This is a genomic window from Methylocystis sp. ATCC 49242, from assembly GCF_000188155.2.
GTDB lineage: Bacteria > Pseudomonadota > Alphaproteobacteria > Rhizobiales > Beijerinckiaceae > Methylocystis.
Genome location: NZ_KE124774.1, coordinates 3,859,338 through 3,879,786 on the forward strand (window position 1 = coordinate 3,859,338; position 20,449 = coordinate 3,879,786).

General features: G+C 65.2%; 18 protein-coding genes. 9 read left to right on the forward strand and 9 right to left on the reverse strand.

The genetic code is table 11. The features are described from left to right. Positions 1–32: 32 nt before the first annotated feature. Positions 33–1,358: a TAXI family TRAP transporter solute-binding subunit gene (locus MET49242_RS20995; RefSeq protein WP_036285841.1), complete on the forward strand. Its 1,326-nt coding sequence runs from the start codon at positions 33–35 to the stop codon at positions 1,356–1,358. 211 nt (positions 1,359–1,569) lie between these two features. Beyond that, positions 1,570–3,393, forward strand: coding sequence for a translational GTPase TypA (gene typA / locus MET49242_RS21000; protein WP_036285843.1), 1,824 nt, complete (start codon positions 1,570–1,572; stop codon positions 3,391–3,393). A 93-nt stretch (positions 3,394–3,486) separates the two neighbouring features. On the opposite strand, the gene MET49242_RS21005 is transcribed toward typA, so the two are convergent. From MET49242_RS21005 to MET49242_RS21010, 3 genes are all read right to left on the reverse strand, one after another. After that, on the reverse strand, positions 3,487–5,664 hold the full coding sequence (locus MET49242_RS21005; protein ID WP_144259738.1) for a DNA methyltransferase: 2,178 nt from the start codon (positions 5,662–5,664) through the stop codon (positions 3,487–3,489). Positions 5,665–6,041: 377 nt separating this feature from the next. Further along, the gene (locus MET49242_RS23630) at positions 6,042–6,671 is read right to left on the reverse strand and encodes a type IIL restriction-modification enzyme MmeI (RefSeq protein ID WP_051134376.1); all 630 of its coding nucleotides are present in this window, start codon (positions 6,669–6,671) and stop codon (positions 6,042–6,044) included. A gap of 28 nt (positions 6,672–6,699) precedes the next feature. Further along, the gene (locus MET49242_RS21010; RefSeq protein WP_051134377.1) at positions 6,700–7,719 is read right to left on the reverse strand and encodes an RluA family pseudouridine synthase; all 1,020 of its coding nucleotides are present in this window, start codon (positions 7,717–7,719) and stop codon (positions 6,700–6,702) included. A 78-nt stretch (positions 7,720–7,797) separates the two neighbouring features. Here MET49242_RS21010 and MET49242_RS21015 point away from each other — a divergent pair, with 78 nt between their 5' ends. Further along, a complete protein-coding gene (locus tag MET49242_RS21015) occupies positions 7,798–9,180 on the forward strand; it encodes a TIGR03862 family flavoprotein (RefSeq protein WP_036285845.1) in 1,383 nt (460 codons plus the stop codon). Here MET49242_RS21015 and MET49242_RS21020 read toward each other — a convergent pair. After that, positions 9,108–9,581, reverse strand: a complete 474-nt coding sequence (locus MET49242_RS21020) for a DUF411 domain-containing protein (protein ID WP_051134564.1) — start codon at positions 9,579–9,581, stop codon at positions 9,108–9,110. The genes MET49242_RS21015 and MET49242_RS21020 overlap by 73 nt on opposite strands. A 127-nt stretch (positions 9,582–9,708) precedes the next feature. Here MET49242_RS21020 and MET49242_RS21025 point away from each other — a divergent pair, with 127 nt between their 5' ends. The 3 genes from MET49242_RS21025 to MET49242_RS25660 are packed head-to-tail and all read left to right on the forward strand — an operon-like array spanning position 9,709 to position 11,226. Next, positions 9,709–10,215, forward strand: a complete 507-nt coding sequence (locus MET49242_RS21025) for a Spy/CpxP family protein refolding chaperone (RefSeq protein WP_084679252.1) — start codon at positions 9,709–9,711, stop codon at positions 10,213–10,215. 57 nt (positions 10,216–10,272) lie between these two features. Then, a complete protein-coding gene (locus MET49242_RS21030; protein ID WP_036285847.1) occupies positions 10,273–11,064 on the forward strand; it encodes a creatininase family protein in 792 nt (263 codons plus the stop codon). Positions 11,065–11,082: 18 nt separating this feature from the next. Then, positions 11,083–11,226: a hypothetical protein gene (locus tag MET49242_RS25660; protein ID WP_158497348.1), complete on the forward strand. Its 144-nt coding sequence runs from the start codon at positions 11,083–11,085 to the stop codon at positions 11,224–11,226. Position 11,227: 1 nt separating this feature from the next. Here MET49242_RS25660 and MET49242_RS21035 read toward each other — a convergent pair whose 3' ends face one another. After that, entirely contained in the window at positions 11,228–12,787 is a 1,560-nt protein-coding gene (locus MET49242_RS21035; RefSeq protein ID WP_036289021.1) for a glucan biosynthesis protein, read from the reverse strand. A 750-nt stretch (positions 12,788–13,537) separates the two neighbouring features. On the opposite strand from MET49242_RS21035, the gene MET49242_RS21040 reads away from it, so the two are divergent. After that, positions 13,538–14,683 (forward strand): type III PLP-dependent enzyme, encoded by a 1,146-nt coding sequence (locus tag MET49242_RS21040; RefSeq protein WP_036289024.1) that lies wholly within the window; start codon positions 13,538–13,540, stop codon positions 14,681–14,683. Positions 14,684–14,845: 162 nt separating this feature from the next. Continuing rightward, complete coding sequence (locus MET49242_RS21045; RefSeq protein WP_084679341.1) at positions 14,846–15,439, forward strand: GNAT family N-acetyltransferase; 594 nt, start codon at positions 14,846–14,848, stop codon at positions 15,437–15,439. Between the two features lie 6 nt (positions 15,440–15,445). Here the strand turns inward: MET49242_RS21045 and MET49242_RS21050 are convergent, their stop codons facing one another. Next, entirely contained in the window at positions 15,446–16,228 is a 783-nt protein-coding gene (locus MET49242_RS21050) for a GGDEF domain-containing protein (RefSeq protein ID WP_051134379.1), read from the reverse strand. Positions 16,229–16,343: 115 nt separating this feature from the next. On the opposite strand from MET49242_RS21050, the gene MET49242_RS24555 reads away from it, so the two are divergent. After that, positions 16,344–16,535: a DUF2256 domain-containing protein gene (locus MET49242_RS24555; RefSeq protein ID WP_084679254.1), complete on the forward strand. Its 192-nt coding sequence runs from the start codon at positions 16,344–16,346 to the stop codon at positions 16,533–16,535. On the opposite strand, the gene MET49242_RS21060 is transcribed toward MET49242_RS24555, so the two are convergent. The 3 genes from MET49242_RS21060 to MET49242_RS21070 form a co-directional block, all read right to left on the reverse strand. Next, positions 16,514–17,119 (reverse strand): phosphatase PAP2 family protein, encoded by a 606-nt coding sequence (locus tag MET49242_RS21060; protein WP_036285849.1) that lies wholly within the window; start codon positions 17,117–17,119, stop codon positions 16,514–16,516. The genes MET49242_RS24555 and MET49242_RS21060 overlap by 22 nt on opposite strands. A 507-nt stretch (positions 17,120–17,626) precedes the next feature. Continuing rightward, positions 17,627–19,441, reverse strand: coding sequence for an aminopeptidase P family protein (locus MET49242_RS21065; protein WP_036285850.1), 1,815 nt, complete (start codon positions 19,439–19,441; stop codon positions 17,627–17,629). Positions 19,442–19,532: 91 nt separating this feature from the next. Next, the gene (locus MET49242_RS21070; protein WP_036285851.1) at positions 19,533–20,432 is read right to left on the reverse strand and encodes a 50S ribosomal protein L11 methyltransferase; all 900 of its coding nucleotides are present in this window, start codon (positions 20,430–20,432) and stop codon (positions 19,533–19,535) included. Positions 20,433–20,449 lie beyond the last annotated feature (17 nt).

Consider the following 20,449-nt stretch of genomic DNA (forward strand, 5'->3'; position numbering starts at 1 on the left):
ACCCCTTGTGAGCGTTTCACCGGGGCTCCTCGATGCGCAAAGCGCTTTTCGCCATCATCGCCGCTCTTCTGGTCTCCGTTGGCGGCGCGGCGGCGGCCCTCTATTTTTACACCCGGCCGACGGTGCTGCGCGTCGCCGTCCCGCAGGGCGCCGAGGATTTCCGCCTGCTGTCGGCGGCGGCCCATGTCTTCGCCCGGCAGCGCGAACAGTTTCGCCTTCATCTCGTGCCCGTTCAGGACGCCGCCGCCGCGCTCGATTCCGGAACGACAGAGCTTGCGGTCGTTCACGCCGACGATGCGCTGTCGCCGGCCACGCAGGCGCTGGTCATTCTTCATCGCGACACCGCGTTGCTCGTCGCGCCGGGCGGTTCGAGGCTGAAGAAAGTCGCGGATCTGCGCGGCAAGCGCGTCGGCTTGATCGTGGAGGCGGGCGCGCCGGAGCGCAGCGCACGGATTTTCGAGCGCATTCTCGCGCAGTCCGACGTGCCTATGAAAGCCGTGAAGCTGACGACGGTTTCGCCCGCCGAGATCAGAATGGCGCTGAAGGATAAGCGCGTCGACGCCTTCTTCACGGTGGCGCCCATGCAGAGCGCCGTCGCGCATGACGCCGTCGCGGCCATCGCCGCGGCGAATCTCAAGGCGCCCGTCTTCATCCCCATCAGCGAGGCGAAGGCCATCGCCAATCACACGCCCGCGCTGGAGCCGACGGAGGTGATGCAGGGCGCCTTCGGCGGCGATCCGCCGCGCCCGGCCGAAAATATCGAGAGCTCCAGCGTCAGCGTCCTCCTCGCCGCGCGCCGCGAGCTTCCCAACGACTGGGCGGGGGAAGTGACGCGGCTCTTTTTCGCCGGCCGCGCCGCTATTGCGGTGGCGGCGCCCCTCGCCAACGCCATGGAGGCGCCTTCGACCGAAAAGAGCGCCGTGGTTCCGGCGCATGCGGGGACGGCCGAATTTCTCAAAGACGAATCCGAGAGCTTTTTCGACAAATATGGCGACTTTTTCTATATCGGCGCGATGCTGCTCTCGCTCGTCGGCTCGGGCGCGGCGGCGCTGGCGAGCCGGTTCAACACGAGCGTCCACCGCCACACCGAGCAGCTCGCCGAGCAATTGCTCGAAATCCTGCAGGCGGCGCGCAACGCCGCGACCGTCGCCGAACTCGACGAATATGAGCGCACGGTGGACGATGTTCTCGCCCATGCGCTCGCCGACCGCAGCCTGCGCAGCGCCGAGGCGCCGGGACTGCATGTGGTTTCGCTGGCGCTGGATCAGGCCCGCCGCGCCATTCGCGAGCGCCGCCGGGTTCTGGCCAAGGAGGGGAAGGTGGTGAGCTTCCCGGCTCATCAGCTGCCGCGCGCCTGATCCATTTTCACCCCGACCGGCTGCCGGCGCGCCCCTTTTCCGAGGGCCCGCCGGGCCGGACGGGCGATTCTTGTTCCAAATTCCCGCGCTTTGGGATAAGAGACGCTGCATCGCAACATAAGCCGCGCCTCCGTCTTCCTCCGAAGCTTCGCCCCGACCGGGCGCGACAGGAAGCGTTCGCGGCTGTTTTCATTGAAGGCCGGCCGGTTACATGCAGCTGCGCAACATCGCCATCATCGCCCACGTCGACCACGGCAAGACCACGCTCGTCGACAGGCTCCTCCAGCAGTCGGGCGCCTTCCGCGAAAACCAGCGCGTCGCCGAACGCGTCATGGATTCGAACGATCTCGAAAAGGAACGCGGCATCACCATCATGGCTAAGGCGACCTCGATCGCCTGGAAGGATGTCCGCATCAACATCGTCGACACGCCCGGCCACGCCGATTTCGGCGGCGAGGTGGAGCGCATCCTCTCCATGGTCGACGGCGCCATCGTGCTCGTCGACGCCGCCGAAGGCCCGATGCCGCAGACGAAATTCGTCGTCGGCAAGGCGCTGAAGATCGGCCTCAAGCCCATCGTCTGCGTCAACAAGGTCGACAAGCCGGACGCCCGCGTTTCCGAGGTCGTCAACGAGGTCTTCGACCTCTTCGCCGCGCTCGACGCGACCGACGAGCAACTCGATTTCCCGATCATCTACGGCTCCGCCAAGCAGGGCTGGATGGCCGAGGAGCCGGAGGGGCCGCAGGACGGCATGGCGCCTCTGTTCGATCTCGTCGTGAGGCATGTGCCGCCGCCGAAGGTCGAGGAGGGCGGGTTCCGCATGCTCGGCACGCTGCTCGAAGCGAATCCCTATCTCGGCCGCATCATCACCGGCCGCGTTTTCTCCGGCTCGGTGAAGCCGAACCAGCCGGTGAAGGTGCTGGACCGCACGGGCAAGGTGGTCGAGCAGGGCCGCGTCTCCAAGATTCTCGCCTTCCGCGGCATCGAGCGTCAGCCGATCGAGGAGGCGGAGGCCGGCGACATCGTCGCCATTGCGGGCCTCGAAAAATTCAACGTCGCCGACACGCTCGCCGCGCTCGACGTGAACGAGCCGCTGCAGGCGCAGCCGATCGATCCGCCGACCCTGTCCATGACCTTCCTCGTCAACGACAGCCCGCTCGCGGGCACGGAGGGCGACAAGGTGACGAGCCGCATGATCCGCGCGCGGCTCTATAAGGAAGCCGAGGGCAATGTCGCGCTGCGCGTCGAGGACTCGCCTCAGGGCGACGCCTACATCGTCTCGGGTCGCGGCGAGTTGCAGCTCGGCATCCTGATCGAAAACATGCGCCGCGAGGGCTTCGAGCTCGGCGTCTCGCGTCCGCAGGTGGTGTTCAAGAAGGGCGAGGACGGCGAAATTCTCGAACCGATCGAGGAAGTCGTCATCGACGTCGACGAGGAGCATTCGGGCGTCGTCGTGCAGAAGATGGCCGAGCGCAAAGCCGAGATGATCGAGATGCGCCCCTCCGGCGGCGGGCGCCTGCGCCTCGTTTTCTACGCCCCGACCCGCGGCCTCATCGGCTATCAGGGCGAGCTTCTGACCGACACGCGCGGCACGGCGATCATGAACCGGCTGTTCCACGAATATGCCCCGCATCGCGGCGAGATTCAGGGTCGCCGCAACGGCGTGCTGATCTCCAACGATCAGGGCGAGGCGGTCGCCTACGCCATGTGGAAGCTCGAGGATCGCGGCCCGATGATGATCGAGCCGGGCTGGAAGGTCTATCGCGGCATGATCGTCGGCGAGCACACGCGCGACAATGATCTCGAAATCAACGTGTTGAAGGGCAAGCAGCTCACCAACATCCGCACGCAGTCGAAGGACGAGGCCGTGCGCCTGACGCCGCCGATCCAGATGACGCTCGAAAAGGCGCTGGCCTATATCGAGGATGACGAGCGCGTGGAAGTGACGCCGAAATCGATCCGCCTGCGCAAGGTCTATCTGGACCCCAACGACCGCAAGAAGTTCGGCAAAAAGGCCGGCGCGCTGGTGGAGTAAGCGGGGACCCGGCGCGGGCCGCCACCTTTTCCCTCCCCCTCGCGGGGAGGGCGGGGGCGGCGCTTCAGCAGCGCCGTCGACGATGGCGGCGGCTCATTCTGCCGCTCGTTGCAGATTCAGCTCCAGCAATTTCGCCAGCGCGTCCTCGGTCGAAATATCCTCCGGCCAGCCATAGGCGGCCGCGACGGCCTTATCGAGTTCGGCGTGGGCGTTGACGAGCCATTGGGGGCGCTCGTTGTAGAGATTGGTGAGCGTGCGCGTCTTCAGGATCGCCGCCGCCTGCGCGTCTTTCGGCAATATGCGGTCCGGGTAGCCGGGAACGACCTCGGGTTCGATCACGACGAGATCGAGCGGGTTGAGCCAGTTGCGGCGCAACTCGTCGAGCTTCTTCGCGGCCTGCGCGATACGTTTCGCGCGGGGGTCGCCGGCGTATTTCTCCGCGGGGATGTCTGGCGTGAGTCCTTCCGGGAAGGGGAAGGTCTCGAAAGTGGTGGTGGGCGTGTAGCGGGGGCGGTCTTCGAGCGAGGTGCCGAGGCGCAGCGACCAGGCTTCGTGAAAGCGCGAGTGGAGAATGCCGAAGGTCGTGTCGTCGTCGCGCGCGATGGCATCAAGAAGATTTGCGATCAAGCAACGACTATCCAACCAGATGAAAGTGCGATGCTTGGCCACAACAGGCGTTGCGATGAAGCGTTGCATAGTGCGAAGCTTTTTGCGCAACGCGGGGCGGTCTCGTTCAAAGAGCCACCAATTTTCTCTCGTTCTTTTTGCACGATCATATGCGCGGATAGGAAAAACATTGGCTTGCGCATATTTGAATGGCTCTTGAAAGAACGCCGCCTCTTTTTCTGAAAGCCCAGAGAAATCTATAACCCAAGTGTCGGAGTTATTGCGCATCACGTCCATGGCGTTTAGCCACGGCTTGATCACGTCCGAGTTTGGCCGCGTGTTCGCATTTTGCGGCTCACGTAGCCATGCTCGCGCGACACCACCGGAAACATCGAACGGCCCGTACTTCTTGAAGCCTTCGAAGCAAATATCTTCATTTTCCGAAAGTCGCTTCGCTTCGATTATGTTGAGCCCTACGCTCAGATCCGCATTGATCCTCGCAACCGCAACGCCGTCGAGCCGACAAGCAACCTCATCCTGAGGAGGCTCCGAAGGAGCCGTCTCGAAGGACGAGGTTGCGGCGCCGACCCTCGTGCTTCGAGACGGGCGCTGCGCGCCCTCCTCAGCATGAGGGTCGGTGGAGGATGTTGCGGCCCTCGTGCTTCGAGACGGGCGCTGCGCGCCCTCCTCGGCATGAGGGTCGGTGGAGGAGGTTGCCGCCCCCGTGCTTCGAGACGGGCGCTGCGCGCCCTCCTCGGCATGAGGGTCGGTGGAGGAGGTTGCGGCCCTCGTGCTTCGAGACGGCTGCTCCGCAGCCTCCTCAGCATGAGGGTCTTGTGGAGCGGCTCGCGCGCTTTCTTGGGGCGCATGGAAACACACAATGCTCACCCGCACCGCCGCGCCGTCGAGAATCCAGGGCTCGTCGCTCCACGCCTCGAAAATCGCGCCCGCCTGCGCGATGGGCTCCAGCAGGCGCCGGTTGGCGCCGCCGCGAATGGAATTGGTGGAGACGAGCCCGACGCGCCGCGCCTTTCCGCTCACAACCGCGCGCCATGCTTTCGAAAACCAGTAACAGACGAGATCGGCCTCGGCGGGAACGGCGCCGTCATAGGCCTTGAAAAGCATATCGACGTAAGCGTCGCCCAGGCCCTTGCGCTGCAGCTTGCCGCCAAGAAACGGCGGATTGCCGACGATGAAATCCGCGTCCGGCCATTCGGCTTCTTTCCCCTCCGGCGTCAGCACCGCGTCGCGGCACTCGATCGAATCGAGCTTGCGCAAGATCGGCGAGGGGCGCGAATAGATCGCGTTCTTGATCCCCCACTGAATGTCGCCGATCCAGATCGTCGTGCGGGCAAGTTCGGCCGCGAAGGGGTTGATCTCGATTCCGTGCAAAATCTCCGGCCCGACGCGCATCATGGCGGGGCGGTCGAGGCCCAAAGTCTCGCATTCATTGACGACGCGATATTCGAGGTCCTTGACCCCCTGCAGCGCGAGATAAAGAAAATTGCCCGAGCCGCAGGCGGGATCGAGAATGCGCAGATTCGCGAGCCGCTCGATAAAGTCGTCGCGCAGCCGCGCGGCCTTCGCGCGCGCCTCGGCGATTTTCTTGCCCTGCTGCGCCTGCCCCTTGCGTCCCGCCAGCCCCGCCTCGCGCGCGGGCGCCATGACCGCTTCGATTTCCGCCCGCAACGCCTCCCATTCGCGCCGCAGCGGGCGCAGAACGACCGGCTCGACGTCAGCATGATCTTGTCGGGGTCGGTGTAATGGGCGCCGATCTGCGCGCGCTTGTCGGGATCGAGAAAGCGTTCGAACAGCGTGCCGAAAATGGTGGGGTCGATGAGGCTCCAGTCGAGGCCCGTCGCCGCGAAGAGAAGCTGGATTTCCCCATGTTGCAGCGGCAGCGCGCGCCGCCCGTCGAAAAGGCCGCCGTTGAACCACGCAATGTCGGTCAGGTCGAACTCGCCGCCCTTCTCCATCTGCTCGAAGAGCTTGTCGAAATAATCCTTCGACTTCGCCGGGCGCCGCTCGGCCGTGTTCAGCAGCTACTTGAGCAACCCCTCGGGCAAAAGCTTCACGCTGTCGGCGAAAAAGCAGAAGACGAGCTGGTTGACGAAATGCGCCACAGCCTCGCGGTCGGGATGGCGCTGTTGCAGCGCGTCGGAGATCGTCTGGAACTTGCTCGCCGCGTCCGCGGTGATCATCGCGCGGGTGCGCTTGGGCTTCAGCGCCTCCGGGTCGTGGAAGACGGCGCGCAGGAGCCTGAATTTCTCCGGCTCCGCGAGGTCCTCTAACTCGAACTCGTATTTCTTGGTTTCGAGATTCGTCCAGGTCGTGAGGATCTGGAAGCGGATCGTGTCGCAGGCGACGAGCAGCGGCGGATGCTCCAGCGCCGCCGCATAGCGCGCAAGCTGCGCCATCGCCTCGTCGAGATTGCGCCGGCGCTTCTTGTATTCCCAGGCGAAATGGCCCTTCTTCCAGACGTCGGCCCAGCCGTCGCCGCCCCCCGTGATGGCGGCGCCTTTCTCGAAGGCGAATTCCTTGCCTTCCGGGTCCGCTTCCGCGGGCGTCGGGTGCGAGAAGAGCCGGCAGAGATCGATGAAATGCTCCTGCGCCGACGCCCGTTCGGTCAGCGCGTGGTTCTTCCATTTCCTGATGAAATCCTGCGGCGTCATGGCCGTTTTGTTACCATGATTCGGCGGACTACCCTTCCAGCGCCGCCATCAGCGCGGCCAGATCGTCCGGCAGCTCGCTCGTAAACATCATCTCCTCGCCGGTGATCGGATGCTCGAATCCGAGCGTCGCGGCATGGAGCGCCTGCCGGCCGAGCTTCTCCACAGCCGCGCGCGCCGCCTCCGGCAGTTTGGCGACCTTGGTCTTGAACCCGGCGCCATAGGTCGAGTCCCCGATCAGCGGATGGCCGATATGGGCCATGTGCACGCGGATCTGATGCGTGCGGCCGGTCTCGAGCTGGCAGCGCACAAGAGAGGCCACGCCGTAATCGGCGACCTTCTCCCAATGGGTGATCGCCTCGCGCCCGCGCGCTTCCGGCACCACCGCCATCTTCTCGCGCTGGATCGAATGACGACCGAGCGAGGTTTCGATCGTCCCATGCGCGCGGTCGGGAACGCCCCAGACGAAAGCGAGATACTCGCGCGTCAGCGATAGCGTGCGGCCATGGTCGGCGAAGAGGCGCGACAGGCCGTGGTGCGCCGCGTCGGTCTTGGCGACGACGAGCAGCCCCGTCGTATCCTTGTCGATGCGATGCACGATGCCGGGCTTCTTCACGCCGCCGACGCCGGAAAGGCTCTCGCCGCAATGGGCGATCAGCGCATTGACCAGCGTGCCGCTCTCATGTCCGCTCGCCGGATGGACGACGAGACCCGCCGGCTTGTCGATGACAATGAGATGCGCGTCCTCGTAAACGATGTCGAGCGCGATTTCCTCGGCCTGCGGTTCGGCGGGCTCGGGGGGCGGCACGTCCAGCGACACCGCGTCGCCCGCCGCAAGTTTCTTCGCCGGGTCGCGTATTGCGGCGCCGCGAAGGCTGACGCGGCCCGATTCGATCAGCGCCTTGATGCGGCTGCGCGAAAGATGCGCGTCCACGATTTCCGGACGCTCGGCTAGGAAGCGGTCGAGCCGGGCGCCGGCCGCCTCTGGCGCCACGAGAAAATCGAAGCGCGCGCCGGCTGCGTCAATTTGCTGCACGTCATTGCTGGTCATTCAAGATTTCTTCCGCCTTTGGGAGCGCCATGCTAACTGAAGTGGGAGACCAACGCCGGCGAACAGGCGCTAGAAGAGATGGGCGAACGCCATCCGCCATTGAACCGTTTGACCGCCGCCGCTCCAGTGGAGGCCGCTCTCATTAAGGACGCCGTCGCTCCGTTCTGCGCCGTGATCGGCGCGGGGCCCGCCGGGCTTTTCGCGGCCGAGGCGCTCGCCCGCGCTGGCGCCCGCGTGACCATCTATGAGCACAAGGCGAGCCCCGCGCGCAAATTTCTCATGGCCGGCCGCGGCGGTCTGAACATCACCCACAGCGAAAATCTCGACCGCTTCATCTCACGCTATGGCGCGGGAGCAAAGCGCGTCGCGCCCTTCATCCGCGCCTGGCCGCCGCAGGCCCTGCGCGACTTTTGCGCGGAGCTGGGGGAGGCCACTTTCGTGGGCACCAGCGGCCGCGTCTTCCCCGCAAGCTTCAAGGCGTCCCCCCTCCTGCGCGCCTGGCTCTTGCGGCTGCAGAGCCTCGGGGTGACGATCGCGACGCGCCACGCCTTCCGGGGTTTCGCAGGCGAGAGGGTTTTGCGGCTGCAGGGGCCGGACGGCGACGAAATCATCCGCCGCGTCGACGCGGTCGTGCTGGCGCTCGGGGGCGCTTCCTGGCCCAAGCTCGGCTCCGACGGCGTCTGGGCCGGGCGGCTCCGTTCCGTGGGCGTCGCGGTGACGCCGCTGTCGGCCGCCAACAGCGGGGCGCTGGTGGAATGGAGTTCGCTGTTTCGCAGTGATTTCGAGGGCCAACCGATCAAGACCGTCATGCTGCGCCACGGCGGCGCGGGCGCGCGCGGCGACATGGTCGTCACGCGCACGGGTCTCGAGGGCGGACCGGTCTACGCCCTGTCGTCCCGCCTTCGAGAGGCGGTCGAGCGCGAGGGCAGGGCGACGCTTTTCGTCGATCTGCGGCCCGACACCTCGCCCGCCTGTCTGACCCGCAAGCTCTCGCGCCGGCCGCCGAAACAGTCGCATGCGACTTTTCTGCGCCGCGCCGGCTTCTCGAAGGCAGAGATTGGCCTCCTGCGCGAAGCGCGACCCGAGGGTCTGCCGCGCGACGCGGAGGCGATGGCCGAGCTGATCAAGAACGCGCCGCTGACCGTGACGGGCGTCGCCGGGCTGGAGCGCGCCATTTCTTCGGCCGGCGGCGTCTGCTTCGACGAGGTCGACTCCGATCTGATGCTGAAGAGGCTGCCGGGCGTTTTCGTTGCGGGCGAAATGCTCGACTTCGACGCGCCGACCGGCGGCTATCTGCTGCAGGCGGCTTTCGCCACCGGATTCGCGGCGGGCAGGGGCGCCGCCCGCTATCTGGGGCTGAACCTGGCGGACGATCAGGCTGGCGGGACTCAGGCCGGCTTGTCGCCCACCCATTTGCCGAATTCACGCGCGCCGGCGGCGTCGAACAAATACAGCGTATAAACCTCCGCTTCGCCCATCTCCATGCCGGGCGAGCCCGCGGGCATGCCGGGCGCGGCGATCCCGACGACCTTCGGGCGATCCTTCAGCAATTGCGCGATGGCCTGCGCCGGCACATGGCCTTCGACGATGTAGCCGTCGATTTCCGCCGTGTGGCAGGAGGCCATTTTCTCAGGAACCCCGAGTTTGGCCTTCACCGCCTTCATGTCGGTCTCGATGATTTCCTCGACGACATAGCCGGCCTCGCGCATCCTCGCCGCCCATTTGCCGCAACAGCCGCAGGTCGCGCTCTTGTGAACGACCATTTTTTTCGCGTCGTCAGCGCGCGCGGCGCCGATGCAGAGCGCGCAGGCCGCTGCGCCGAGGAAACGCACGCTCTCGCGACGGGAGAAGTTTTTCGACATGATCCTGTCCATTATCTCTTGGGCGCTGCGGCGCCTGCCCTAGATATAGCGAGCGATCGCAGAAGTTTAAATTGCCCGCCGCCAGAGGACGAAATTTTGGCGCGCGCGAAAGGGAGACAGAGCCATCATGAGAAAATTCATATTCGTCGCAGCCGCCGCCATTTCAGTCGTTTGTTTTTCTCCGGCGCTTGCGGCGCCCGCCGAGCCATTTTCGAGCCGGCGGCATTTTTCGTCCGAGGACATGTCCGCCTTCGCCGACGCGCGCATCGCCGCCCTGAAGGCGGGGCTGAAGCTCACCCCCGAGCAGGAAAAGAATTGGCCGGCGCTGGAGACCGCGATGCGCGACATAGCCAAGGCGCGGATCGCCCGAGTGGAGGAAATGCGCGAAACGGGTCCCGGCCTGTTCGACACGGACCCGATCGGCGCGCTGCAGCGGCGCGCGCGAAACCTCGCCGCGCGCTCCGGCGAAATGGAGAAGCTCTCGACCGCCGCCAAGCCGCTCTATGACAGTCTCGACGACGCGCAGAAGCGCCGTTTCGGAGCCCTTCTGAGATCGGCGATTCGGGAACGCATGGGCCGGGGGCATGGTCGCGGCCCGATGGGCGGCGGCATGGGCGGGCCGGGCATGGAGTGAGCGCGGGCCCGATCGCGCTTTTGACCTTTCGGGCGCGATGGGGCTTATGATCGCGGCATGCTTGCGTCGCCTTACTGGTCCGAACTCTCCTTGCGCGACATGCGCGCGCACGACATGGCGAACGTCATCGCCGTGCTCCCGATCGCGGCCGTCGAGCAGCATGGGCCCCATCTGCCCCTCGGCGTCGACGCCATGATCATGGAAGGCTGCATCGAGCGCGTATCGATGCGGCTGCCCGAAGATCTGGAAGCGGTCTTCCTGCCGGTCCAGAGCGTCGGCGTCTCGATCGAGCATCGCGATTTTCCCGGCACCTTGTCGCTGTCACAGGAGACGGCGGCGCGAATGCTGGGCGAGATCGCCGAAGGCGTCGTTCGCGCGGGCGTGAAAAAGCTCGTGCTGATGAATTCGCATGGCGGCAATTCGGCGCTCATTTCGCAGGTCGCGCTCGACCTGCGCGCTCGCTTCGGCGTCCTCGCCGTCACCTGCTCATGGGCGCGCTTCGGCTATCCGGACGGGCTTTTCCCGGCGCAGGAGCAGCGCCACGGCATCCATGGCGGCGAGATCGAGACGTCGCTGATGCTCGCTTTCCGCCCCGAACTGGTCGACATGGCGCGAGCGAAGAACTTCCCGCCCGCGACGCTCGATTTCGAGCGCGATTTCGCCTGGCTGCGCGCGGACAGACCCGCGGGCTTCGGCTGGATGGCGCAGGATCTGTCGCCCGCCGGCGCCATGGGCGACGCCACGAAAGCCACGGCCGGTAAGGGCGAGGCGGTCGCTGACTATTGGGCGACCGCCTTCATAGAGTTGCTGCGCGACATCGAGAGCTTCGACCTGGAGCGGTTTCGTTGATGACAAAGCGAGAAGACAGTGACGCCTGAACAGCAAACCGACCCCGCGCTCATGGCCATGATGCGCTGCTACATGTCGAGGCCGAGGATCGCCTGGCCCTATCTGGCGCTTCTCTTCGTCGCCATGGCCGTTCTCGTCGGCGGGCTGTTCCTGCCCGCCTGACTCACGCCGCCGGCGCCGTCCAGGGATAGGTCCAGGTCTCCGTGAGCGTGCGGCCGTTCGCGCGCAGGAAAACACGGATGTCCGTCGTTTCTCCCGGCTTGCAGCCGATGTCGATCATGGCGCGCACGCCGCCGATATTCACGTTCGGCGCAATGCCCGTTCGAAGCACGCGTCCGCAGGTCGTCGTGGCGACGACCTCGATCTGGCCGGGGTCCGAAACGTAATAGGAGAGATCGCCGCCGGCGAAATCGACGAGGAAGCGATTCGCGGTCGGATTGTCCGGCTCGGCCGAGCCGAGCGCGCGGGCAGGCGCCTCGAAGGTGTTCACGACATGGCCGTTCGGCGTAAGGCGCGGCATGTCGAGCCCCGCTGTAATCCGATAGCTGAACGTATAGGGCTTGCCCGGCTCCAGCGGATTTGCCGGAGTCCATGCAGCGACGACATTGTCGTTCGTTTCGTCCGTCGTCGGCAGCTCGATCAGCTCCACGCGGCCGGCGCCCCAGTCGCCCGCCGGTTCGACGAAATAGGTGGGACGGTTCTGATAGGCGAGATCGAGATCCTGATAGGATTCGAAGGTCCGGTCGCGCTGCAGCAGGCCGAATCCGCGAATGTTGGAGTCGAAGAAGGACGTCGAGCGCACGCGCGTCGGATTGGCGAGCGGCCGCCAGAGCCATTCGCCCGAGGCGTTGTGAACAAGAAGCCCGTCCGAATCATGCAGCTCGTTGCGATAGCCGTCGTGCACGTGACGGTCGTTCTCGCCGGTGAGATACATCGACGTCAGCGGCGCCAGGCCGAACTTCACGCCGGCGCGGCGCGCAAACAGCGTCGCCTGCACGTCCATCGTGCTTTCCTGGCCGACAGTGAGATCGAACTTGTAGGCTCCGGTCGCCGCCTCGCCGTCGAGCAGCGCGTAGATCGTGACGTGATTGCTTCCCGCCGTCGGCGTCTCGACCCAGAATTCGCGGAAGAAGGGGAAGGTCTCCTTCGGGGTGCCCGCCTCGACGCAGAGTCCACGCGCCGACAGGCCATATTGCTGGTCGCGGCCGAGGAAGCGAAAATAGCTCGCGCCGAGAAAGGAGATCGCCTCGTCATGGGCGTGGGGGTCGTTCACCGGAAAGTTCAGGCGGAAGCCGGCGAAACCCATGTTGACCGGCGGCGCCTTTTCAACCTTCAGCTTGCCGTAGTCAAACAACGACGGCGAATAGGGGATCGGCGAGGCAATGCCGTCGCGAATCACATTGATGGTGACGCCGCGCCGGTACAGGAAGCCGCGGTGAAAGGTATGGAGACGGAAACCGCCCGCGACATTGGAGAAGATCGCGTGGTCTTCCTTGAAACGCAGGTCGCGCCAGGTGTCGAAATCCAGCGAATCGAAGGGATCGGGCAGTTTCGCGTCGGCGTCCTCGAAGGGCGCTTTCACGAGATCCTGAGCGCGCCGAAGGACGTCGTCGAAGCCAAACTGCGGAGCAGGATTGGCGGGTTGAGCCTGGGATGGCAGCGTCATCTGTAAGCCGGCTGCCGCGGCGGCGCCGATGAAATGGCGCCGGGTAAATTCGGTCATTTTCGTTTCCGGAAGGTGGCGCCCCGCCGCGCGGGGCGCAATGCGCGGAAGTCGCTGCTGTAACGACATCGCTGAAGCTGCGCAAGCACTTGTAAGTTTATGTAACTCCGCCCGGGATCGCGCGACTGCGGAGTAATGCGGCGCATTCCGCCGCCGATCCCGCAGCGCACTTGGGCTTGGCGGCTGTTGCAGTTCTGCGCCCCTCGCGAATTTATTGCGGCGCACGGTCAAAAAGCTCTTGTGTTCGCTGCAAAAGCGCGTATCTACCGACTTGCCCAAATCGCACGTGCCTGTGGTCGTGTGTCGGTCGGCGGGGATCCGGACAAGAGGCCGGTCAACCGTCGGAATAAAACCGGCAGCCGGAGGCGAACCGGCGAACTCCGCCCTCAACGGAGGATCGCGACTTAAAGCAACGACGGACCGGGCTTTTTTGGTCTCTGTCGGCCCTCCAAAGGTCGACGCACCGAAGAGGCTTGTCTTTCTTGCCGGGCGTGCGGAAAGGGAACTTCCCCTTCCAATCGATGGCTGTTCGGATCGAAACGCATGCGCTGACGCGCGTGATTTTCGTCGTCTGACCGGCCTACGGCGCATCACCGGATCGTTTGCGCGCAAGCGTGACGCGGTCCTGGATTGCTGGCGCATCAGCGTTCGTCGCGTCTCCACCACGCGCGAACGAAGGACGTCGTGCATCCGCCGAAGCAACTGGTTCCTGGCGCGCCTCGCATCGCGCCCTTCGAAGGGGATGCCGCAATGACCGACCGTATCCACGAATTCCTCGCCGACCGTCGCCGCGCAGGCCGCGACACGGGCCCCTGCCTCGTCGTCGATCTCGACGTCGTGCGCGAAAACTATCTCGGCTTCGCGAAGGCGTTGCCCGACACGCGCGTCTTTTACGCGGTGAAGGCCAATCCGGCGCCGGAAGTGCTGTCGCTGCTCGCTTCGCTGGGCTCCTGCTTCGACACGGCCTCCGTCGTCGAGATCGAGCAGACGCTGGCCGCCGGCGCGACGCCCGACCGCATCTCCTTCGGCAACACGATCAAGAAGGAGCGCGACATCGCGCGCGCCTATGAACTCGGCATTCGCCTCTTCGCTGTCGACAGCGAAGCGGAAGTCGAGAAGATCGCGCGCGCCGCGCCGGGCTCGAAGGTCTTCTGCCGCATTCTCTGCGACGGAGCCGGCGCCGAATGGCCGCTGTCGCGCAAGTTCGGCTGCGTCCCGGAGATGGCGACCGGCGTGCTGGAGCATGCGCATCGTCTCGGCCTCAACGCCTATGGCGTGTCCTTCCATGTAGGCTCGCAGCAGACCAACCCGCGTATGTGGGACGGCGCGCTGAAGTCGGCGGCGGATATTTTCCGCGATCTCGCGGAGCGCGGAATCACGCTGCAGATGGTCAATCTCGGCGGCGGCTTCCCGACGAAATATCTGAAGAACGTGCCGGCGGTGAAGCAGTACGGCAACGCCATCTTCCGCGCGCTCTCGAAGCATTTCGGCAACCGCATTCCGGAAACGATCATCGAGCCGGGCCGCGGCATGGTCGGCAACGCCGGGATCATCGAGGCGGAAGTCGTGCTGATCTCGAAGAAGTCGGAAGCCGAGGGCGAATTGCGCTGGGTCTATCTCGACATCGGCAAGTTCAGCGGCCTTGCGGAGACGATCGACGAGATGATTCGTTATCCCATCCGCACGCCCGCCGATGGCGCGCCCACGTCGCCTTGCGTGATCGCGGGTCCGAGCTGCGATTCGGTCGACGTGCTTTACGAGAAGCATCCCTATGATCTGCCGATCTCGCTTGAAATCGGCGCCAAGGTGCTGATCGAGGGAACGGGCGCCTATACGACCACCTATTCGGCGGTCGGCTTCAACGGCTTCCCGCCGCTGGAGACGTTCATCATCTGAGCGCGCCGCCGCTCTCCGACAAGCGTGATGGCCGGGCCTGTCCCGGCCGTGCGTCCGCGCAAGCGCGAGCGCGATAGCGATCACCCAAGTAACCAGTCCCGTACGGCGGGCGCGTAACCGCGCCAGGCGCGAGGGTCGCTTGTCCTCTTGAAGGAGGAACAGATGACCTTTGATCTTCACCCTCACATCCTCGCGCCCGTCGCCGCTCCCGCGCCGCTGCCGCGTCCACCTTTCGCGATTCTCGATGAGACGCAGGCCGATGCGCCCGCGCGCGAGGCGCTGCTCGACGCCGCTTTCGGTCCCGCGCGCTTTCTCAAGACCTGCGAGCGTCTGCGTGAAGGGCGCAGGCCCGCGCCGGGTCTCGCGCTCATGGCAAAGGATGACGAGGGCGAGCTGATCGCGACGATTCGCCTGTGGCCGATCTTCGCGGGCGGTCGCCGCCCCGCGTTGCTGCTGGGCCCGCTTGCTGTTGCCGAGCATGCTCGCTCGCTGGGTTTGGGCGGGGAAATGATTCGCGCCTCGCTCGCCCGCGCCGAGGCGCTCGGCCATCGCGCGGTGCTGCTCGTGGGCGACGAGCCCTATTATCGCCGCTTCGGCTTCGAGCGGCGCTTCACCGAGAAGCTCGCCTTGCCGGGGCCGGTGGAGCGCGCGCGCTTTCTGGGTCTGGAGCTTGCGCCGGGCGCGCTCGAGGGCGCGCGCGGGCGCGTGACGGCGGCGCCGGACCTTGCGCCGGTCGGCCTGCCATTCGCAGCCTGAGGATTCTCAGGCCGCGGTCGCGTCGGCGCGTGGTTCGAGCGCGGTGACGCCTTCGATGAAGGCTCGGTCGCGGCCCGCGCGCTTCGCCGCATAGAGCAGCATGTCGGCCGCCTTGATCGCGTCGTCGAGCGAGCGGCCGGGGCGACGCTCGGCGGCGCCTATGCTCACCGTGAGGCCGATCGCGCGCCCATCGATGACGGCGCCGCTGGCGCGCACCGTCGTCCTGATCGTTTGCGCCATCAGCAGGGCGAGCGCGCTCGTGGCGCGCGGCAGGAAGACGCCGAACTCTTCGCCCCCCAGCCGCCCGACAAATCCCGAATCGCCGACGCTCGCAGTCAGAGAGGACGCCAGAGTCTTGAGCGCCGAGTCTCCGAGGTCGTGGCCGTAGGTGTCGTTGATTTTCTTGAAATGGTCGGCGTCGACCATCATGAACACGCCGCCCTGAGAAAAAGCCCTTTGCGTCTCGCCGAGGAAATGCGCGCGCGTCAAAACGCCGGTGAGCGGATCGAACTGTATGAGCGCCCCGACACGGTCGATCGTCCGGGTGATCAGCAGCAGCATATAGAACACGACGAATGCGAGCGGGACGGTGATGAAGATTGGAATAAAGGCCGCGATGCCGACGCCGAAGTAAAAGACGACATCGGGCATGGGCCAAAGCGCGCCGCCCACGACGCAGACTGCGACCAGGGTCGTGAAAATGGTGCAGACGATCGTATAGCCGACGACCTGTCGGAACGACTCCATCCGCAGCCAGCGTGAAATAATCCGGTCAAACGCTTCGAGCATCCCCCCATCCTGGGCGCGATGCATTAAAGCCGTCTGATGGAAGACGGTTAATGATCGTCTTCCGGTTCAGAAGAGCGCAACTTGCGCGCTGAGATTCGCGCGCCATGTTTGGCTCATGTCCAAGCCTCGACAGAGTCCTGCACGCAGCAAGACGGATTTGCCCGAGAAAATCTGCCTTGCCTGTGGAAGGCCATTCGCCTGGCGCAAGAAATGGCGCGAGTGCTGGGAAGAGGTGAAAACCTGCTCCGAGCGCTGCAAGGGCGATTTGCGTCGCGCGCGCCGCGCTCAGAAAAAGGAGAGCGCGTAGCTCGACAGCGGAAAGGCAATCACGACGGCGAGCGCAACGCCGGCAATGACGTCGGTGGGATAATGATGCGCCGTGGCGATGCGCGACCATGCCATGGAAAGGACGATGATCCCCGACGAGACCGTCATCGCCGGCCAGGCCAGCACGATCGGCGCAAGCACGCCGGTGATGGTCATGGCGTGGCCGCTCGGGAATGAGTGCTCGTCGAGCGTCTTCAAGAGCGACGGCAGCCGCGCGTCGACATGACAGGGGCGCTTGCGCCGGAAGCGGCGCTTGATGATCGGATAGAGAATGTGCAGCAGCGCGGCGTTGAGGCCCGCGAGCAGGACCACATGCCAGCCGTTCCAGCCGAGGCCCCAGAATACGAGCGGCAGCAGAATGAGATAGATCCAGCCATTTCCAAGCTTGCTCACGCCGATGGCGAGATATCGGATCGCCCTGGGCTGCGCCATGCGGGAGAAGAGGTGAACGACGGCGAGATCAGCGTCGGCAAGACGTTGCAGCCAGGAAGCCTGAAGGCCATTTTGCGGAATGGATGACGCGTCGCGCGTCAGCTTCGTCGCGAGGTCTGTTGTAAACGCCATGATGCAAGGCTAGGCGCGCTGCGCTGCATTTTCACGACGTTGCGACTGCGTTTCGGTGACAGTTGGATTGAGGATGTGTGACGGGTGGATGATGGTTTGGTGACAATAGCGATCCTCAAATATCCACTATAATCCATTCGACTAACCAATCGTTCAAAGGTATCGCATGCGGTCTCTGAGAGAGGAATCGGCATGAGCGATTATGGACACTCTGTAGGATTCAGAAACGAAATTTGGGCTGAGATTTCGCGTGGCGCGGCGAAGGGCGGCATCTTGGTCCCCCATCGGAATCAGCGTGGGCGCTTCGCTGGGCTTTACATTGCCAGCAGGTCCAGATTCCAGCGAGACTACATAGGCGTTGGAAGCATTGAAGAACTCAAAGAGTACATCAAAAAAGGTTATTCGATCAGGATGTCGCCGCGCGATTGCGGAGGAGCGCCCAGCCTTGTTGCGCCCGAATCTATCAAGGGGTGGCGTTAGGAGGGCGGGCGCTATGCGTCCGCCAATTCAAATCGCCCGTGTCGCCTCCCGCAGCCACTTCCGCGTCGTCGCATCCACTAGCGGCGCGAGCGTCTTGCGCACATGGGCGTGATAGGTGTTGAGCCAGCCGATCTCCTCCGGCGTCATTAGTTTCGGCTCGACGCAATTGAGGTCGAAGGGCGCGAGCGTGATGGTCTCGAAACCATACATCTCGCGCTCGCCGCCCTTGATCTCGCGTTTTTCGACAATGACGAGATTTTCGAGGCGAATTCCATATTCGCCTGCGCGGTAATATCCGGGTTCGTTCGACAGGATCATGCCGGGAACGAGCGGCGTCGTTCCGAGTTTGGAGATGCGCTGCGGGCCTTCGTGCACGGAGAGATAGGCGCCGACGCCATGTCCTGTCCCGTGATCGAAATCGAGTCCCGCCTCCCACAGATAGCGGCGCGCGAAGGCGTCGAGCTGCGCGCCCGACACGCCTTTCGGAAACACCGCGCGCGCAATCGCGATATGGCCCTTCAGCACGCGCGTGAAATGTTCGCGCAACTGTTTCGACGCGCGGCCCACGCAGACGGTGCGCGTCACATCGGTCGTGCCGTCGAGATATTGCGCGCCGCTGTCGACGAGATAAACGCCCCTGCCGATTTTCAGATTGCTCTTTTCGGTCACGCGATAATGCGGGATCGCGGCGTGCGCGCCGAAGGCGGAAATCGTCGGGAAGGAAATGTCGCGCAGATCGCCGTTCTCGCGGCGGAACGTCTCCAGCGCTTCGGCCGCGGAAATCTCCGTCAGCCTGCCCTTGGGCGCAGCCTCCGCGAACCATGCGAGAAAGCGCGTCAGCGCCGCGCCGTCGCGAATATGCGCCTCGCGTGCGCCGGCGAGTTCGGCCTTGTTCTTGATCGCTTTCGGGAGCGACGCCGGGTCGTCGGCGAGGCGCGGCTTTCCGCCCGCCGCGCGTAGCGTCTCGACGAGTTTCGCGGGCGCGGTGACAGTGTCGAACATGACCGTCTCGCCGCGCCGACCCGCTTCCGTCAGATCATCGATGAGCGTGGAAGGCTCGCGCAGTGTGAGAAATTTCTCCAGCGCCGCGCGCGTCTTCGCGTCGAGTTTGGCGCCGTCGATATAGAGCCTCGGCGCGCCGTCCTTTGGCAGCAGCGCGAAGGCGAGCGCAATCGGCGTATGCGCGACGTCCGAGCCGCGAATGTTGAAGGCCCAGCAGATCGCGTGCGGATCGGACATCAGCGCCGCGTCGGCGCCCTTGAGGCCGTCGCGCAGCTTCCTGATCTTCGCGGCCGCGCTTTCACCCGCATAGCGCGGCGGATGGATGACGACGGCGCCGACCGGCTCGCCGGGGCGCTCGGACCACAGCGCGTCGATCGGATTGGCGTCGAGCGGAACGAGCGTGACTTCCTTGCCTTCCAGCGCCTTTGCGAAGCGCTCGATCTGGGCGCTGGTGTGCACCCACGGATCGTAGCCGATTCGGGCGCCGTGATGCGCGTGATCGGCGAGCCAGTTTGCGGGCGAGGTCTCGGAGATGTCGAGCGGCCTGAACAGTTTCTCGTCGATTTCCTGACGGACCTGAATCACGTAGCGGCCGTCGACGAAGATCGCGGCCTGTTTCTCCAGCACGACGGCGAAGCCGGCCGAGCCGGTGAAGCCCGTGAGCCACGCGAGGCGCTCGGCGCATTTGGGCACATATTCGTTCTGATGCGCGTCGGCGCGCGGAACGAGGAAACCGTCGAGCCCCTGTCGTTTGAGTTCCTGACGCAGGGAGGCGAGCCGCGCGGCGCTGTCGCTGGAGGAGGAGGCGTCGGCGAAGGTCTGGAATTTTGCTTCGAACATAGCGCAAAGCTAGTCGCGCGAGCGGCCGTCGGCAATGGTCTCACGCCTTGATCCGCGGCCTTTCTGCCCGTCCCCGCCAGGCGCGAGAGCGTTACGCGCCGCCCCGTCGCAGCACCAGCGTTGCCCAGCCGTCGATGTCGCGGCGCCCGGCGAGCGAGAAGCCTTGCGCCCGGTATGCGGAAAGCACGCCCGCGACGTCGCGCGCGAGAAGGCCCGAGAGCACCAGCTCGGCGTCTGGCTTCGCCGCGCGGGCGATGGCCGGCGCCATGAGCCGCAGGGGCTTCGCCAGAATATTCGCGAATATTAGGTCGTATCTGCCCGAGAGCGCCGTATGGCGCAGGCCGACGGCGGTAACGGGCCGCACGAAGGCGCGGGCGGCGTTGGCGACGGCGTTGGCGCGGGCGGTATCGACCGCCACGGGGTCGATGTCGCCGCAGGCGACCTTCTGGCGCAGCAGCCTGGCGGCGGCGATGGCGAGCACGCCCGTGCCCGTGCCGACGTCGAGAATGCGGCGCGGACGGCGCCGCTTCGTGATGCGGTCCAGCGCGCGCAGGCAGCCGAGCGTCGTGCCGTGATGGCCGGTGCCGAAGGCGAGCGCGGCCTCTATCTCGACGCCGATGTCGTTCGGCTTCAACCGGTCGCGGTCGTGCGAGCCATGCACCAGAACGCGGCCGGCGCGCACGGGCTCCAGGCCCGAGAGCGATTTCTGCACCCAGTCTTCCTTGGCGATCTGGGAAAATTCGGCGCGCGCGGCGGTTTCCGCGTCGCTCACGGCCTCGATCAGCCCGCGGATTTCGTCCTCGTCGGGTTCGTCCGCGAAATAGACCTCGACCGCCCAGACTGGCCCGTCGTCCACCTCGAAGGCGGCGGCGGCGGTTTCGGTCGGGTCGAATGTCTCGACGATGATGTCGGCGACGGCGCGCGCGCGCCGCTCGTCGCAGGAGAGGCGCAGCACATGGCTGGCGCCGTTGGGGGGCAGGCCTTCTAGCATGGGACCGCGCTTATCAC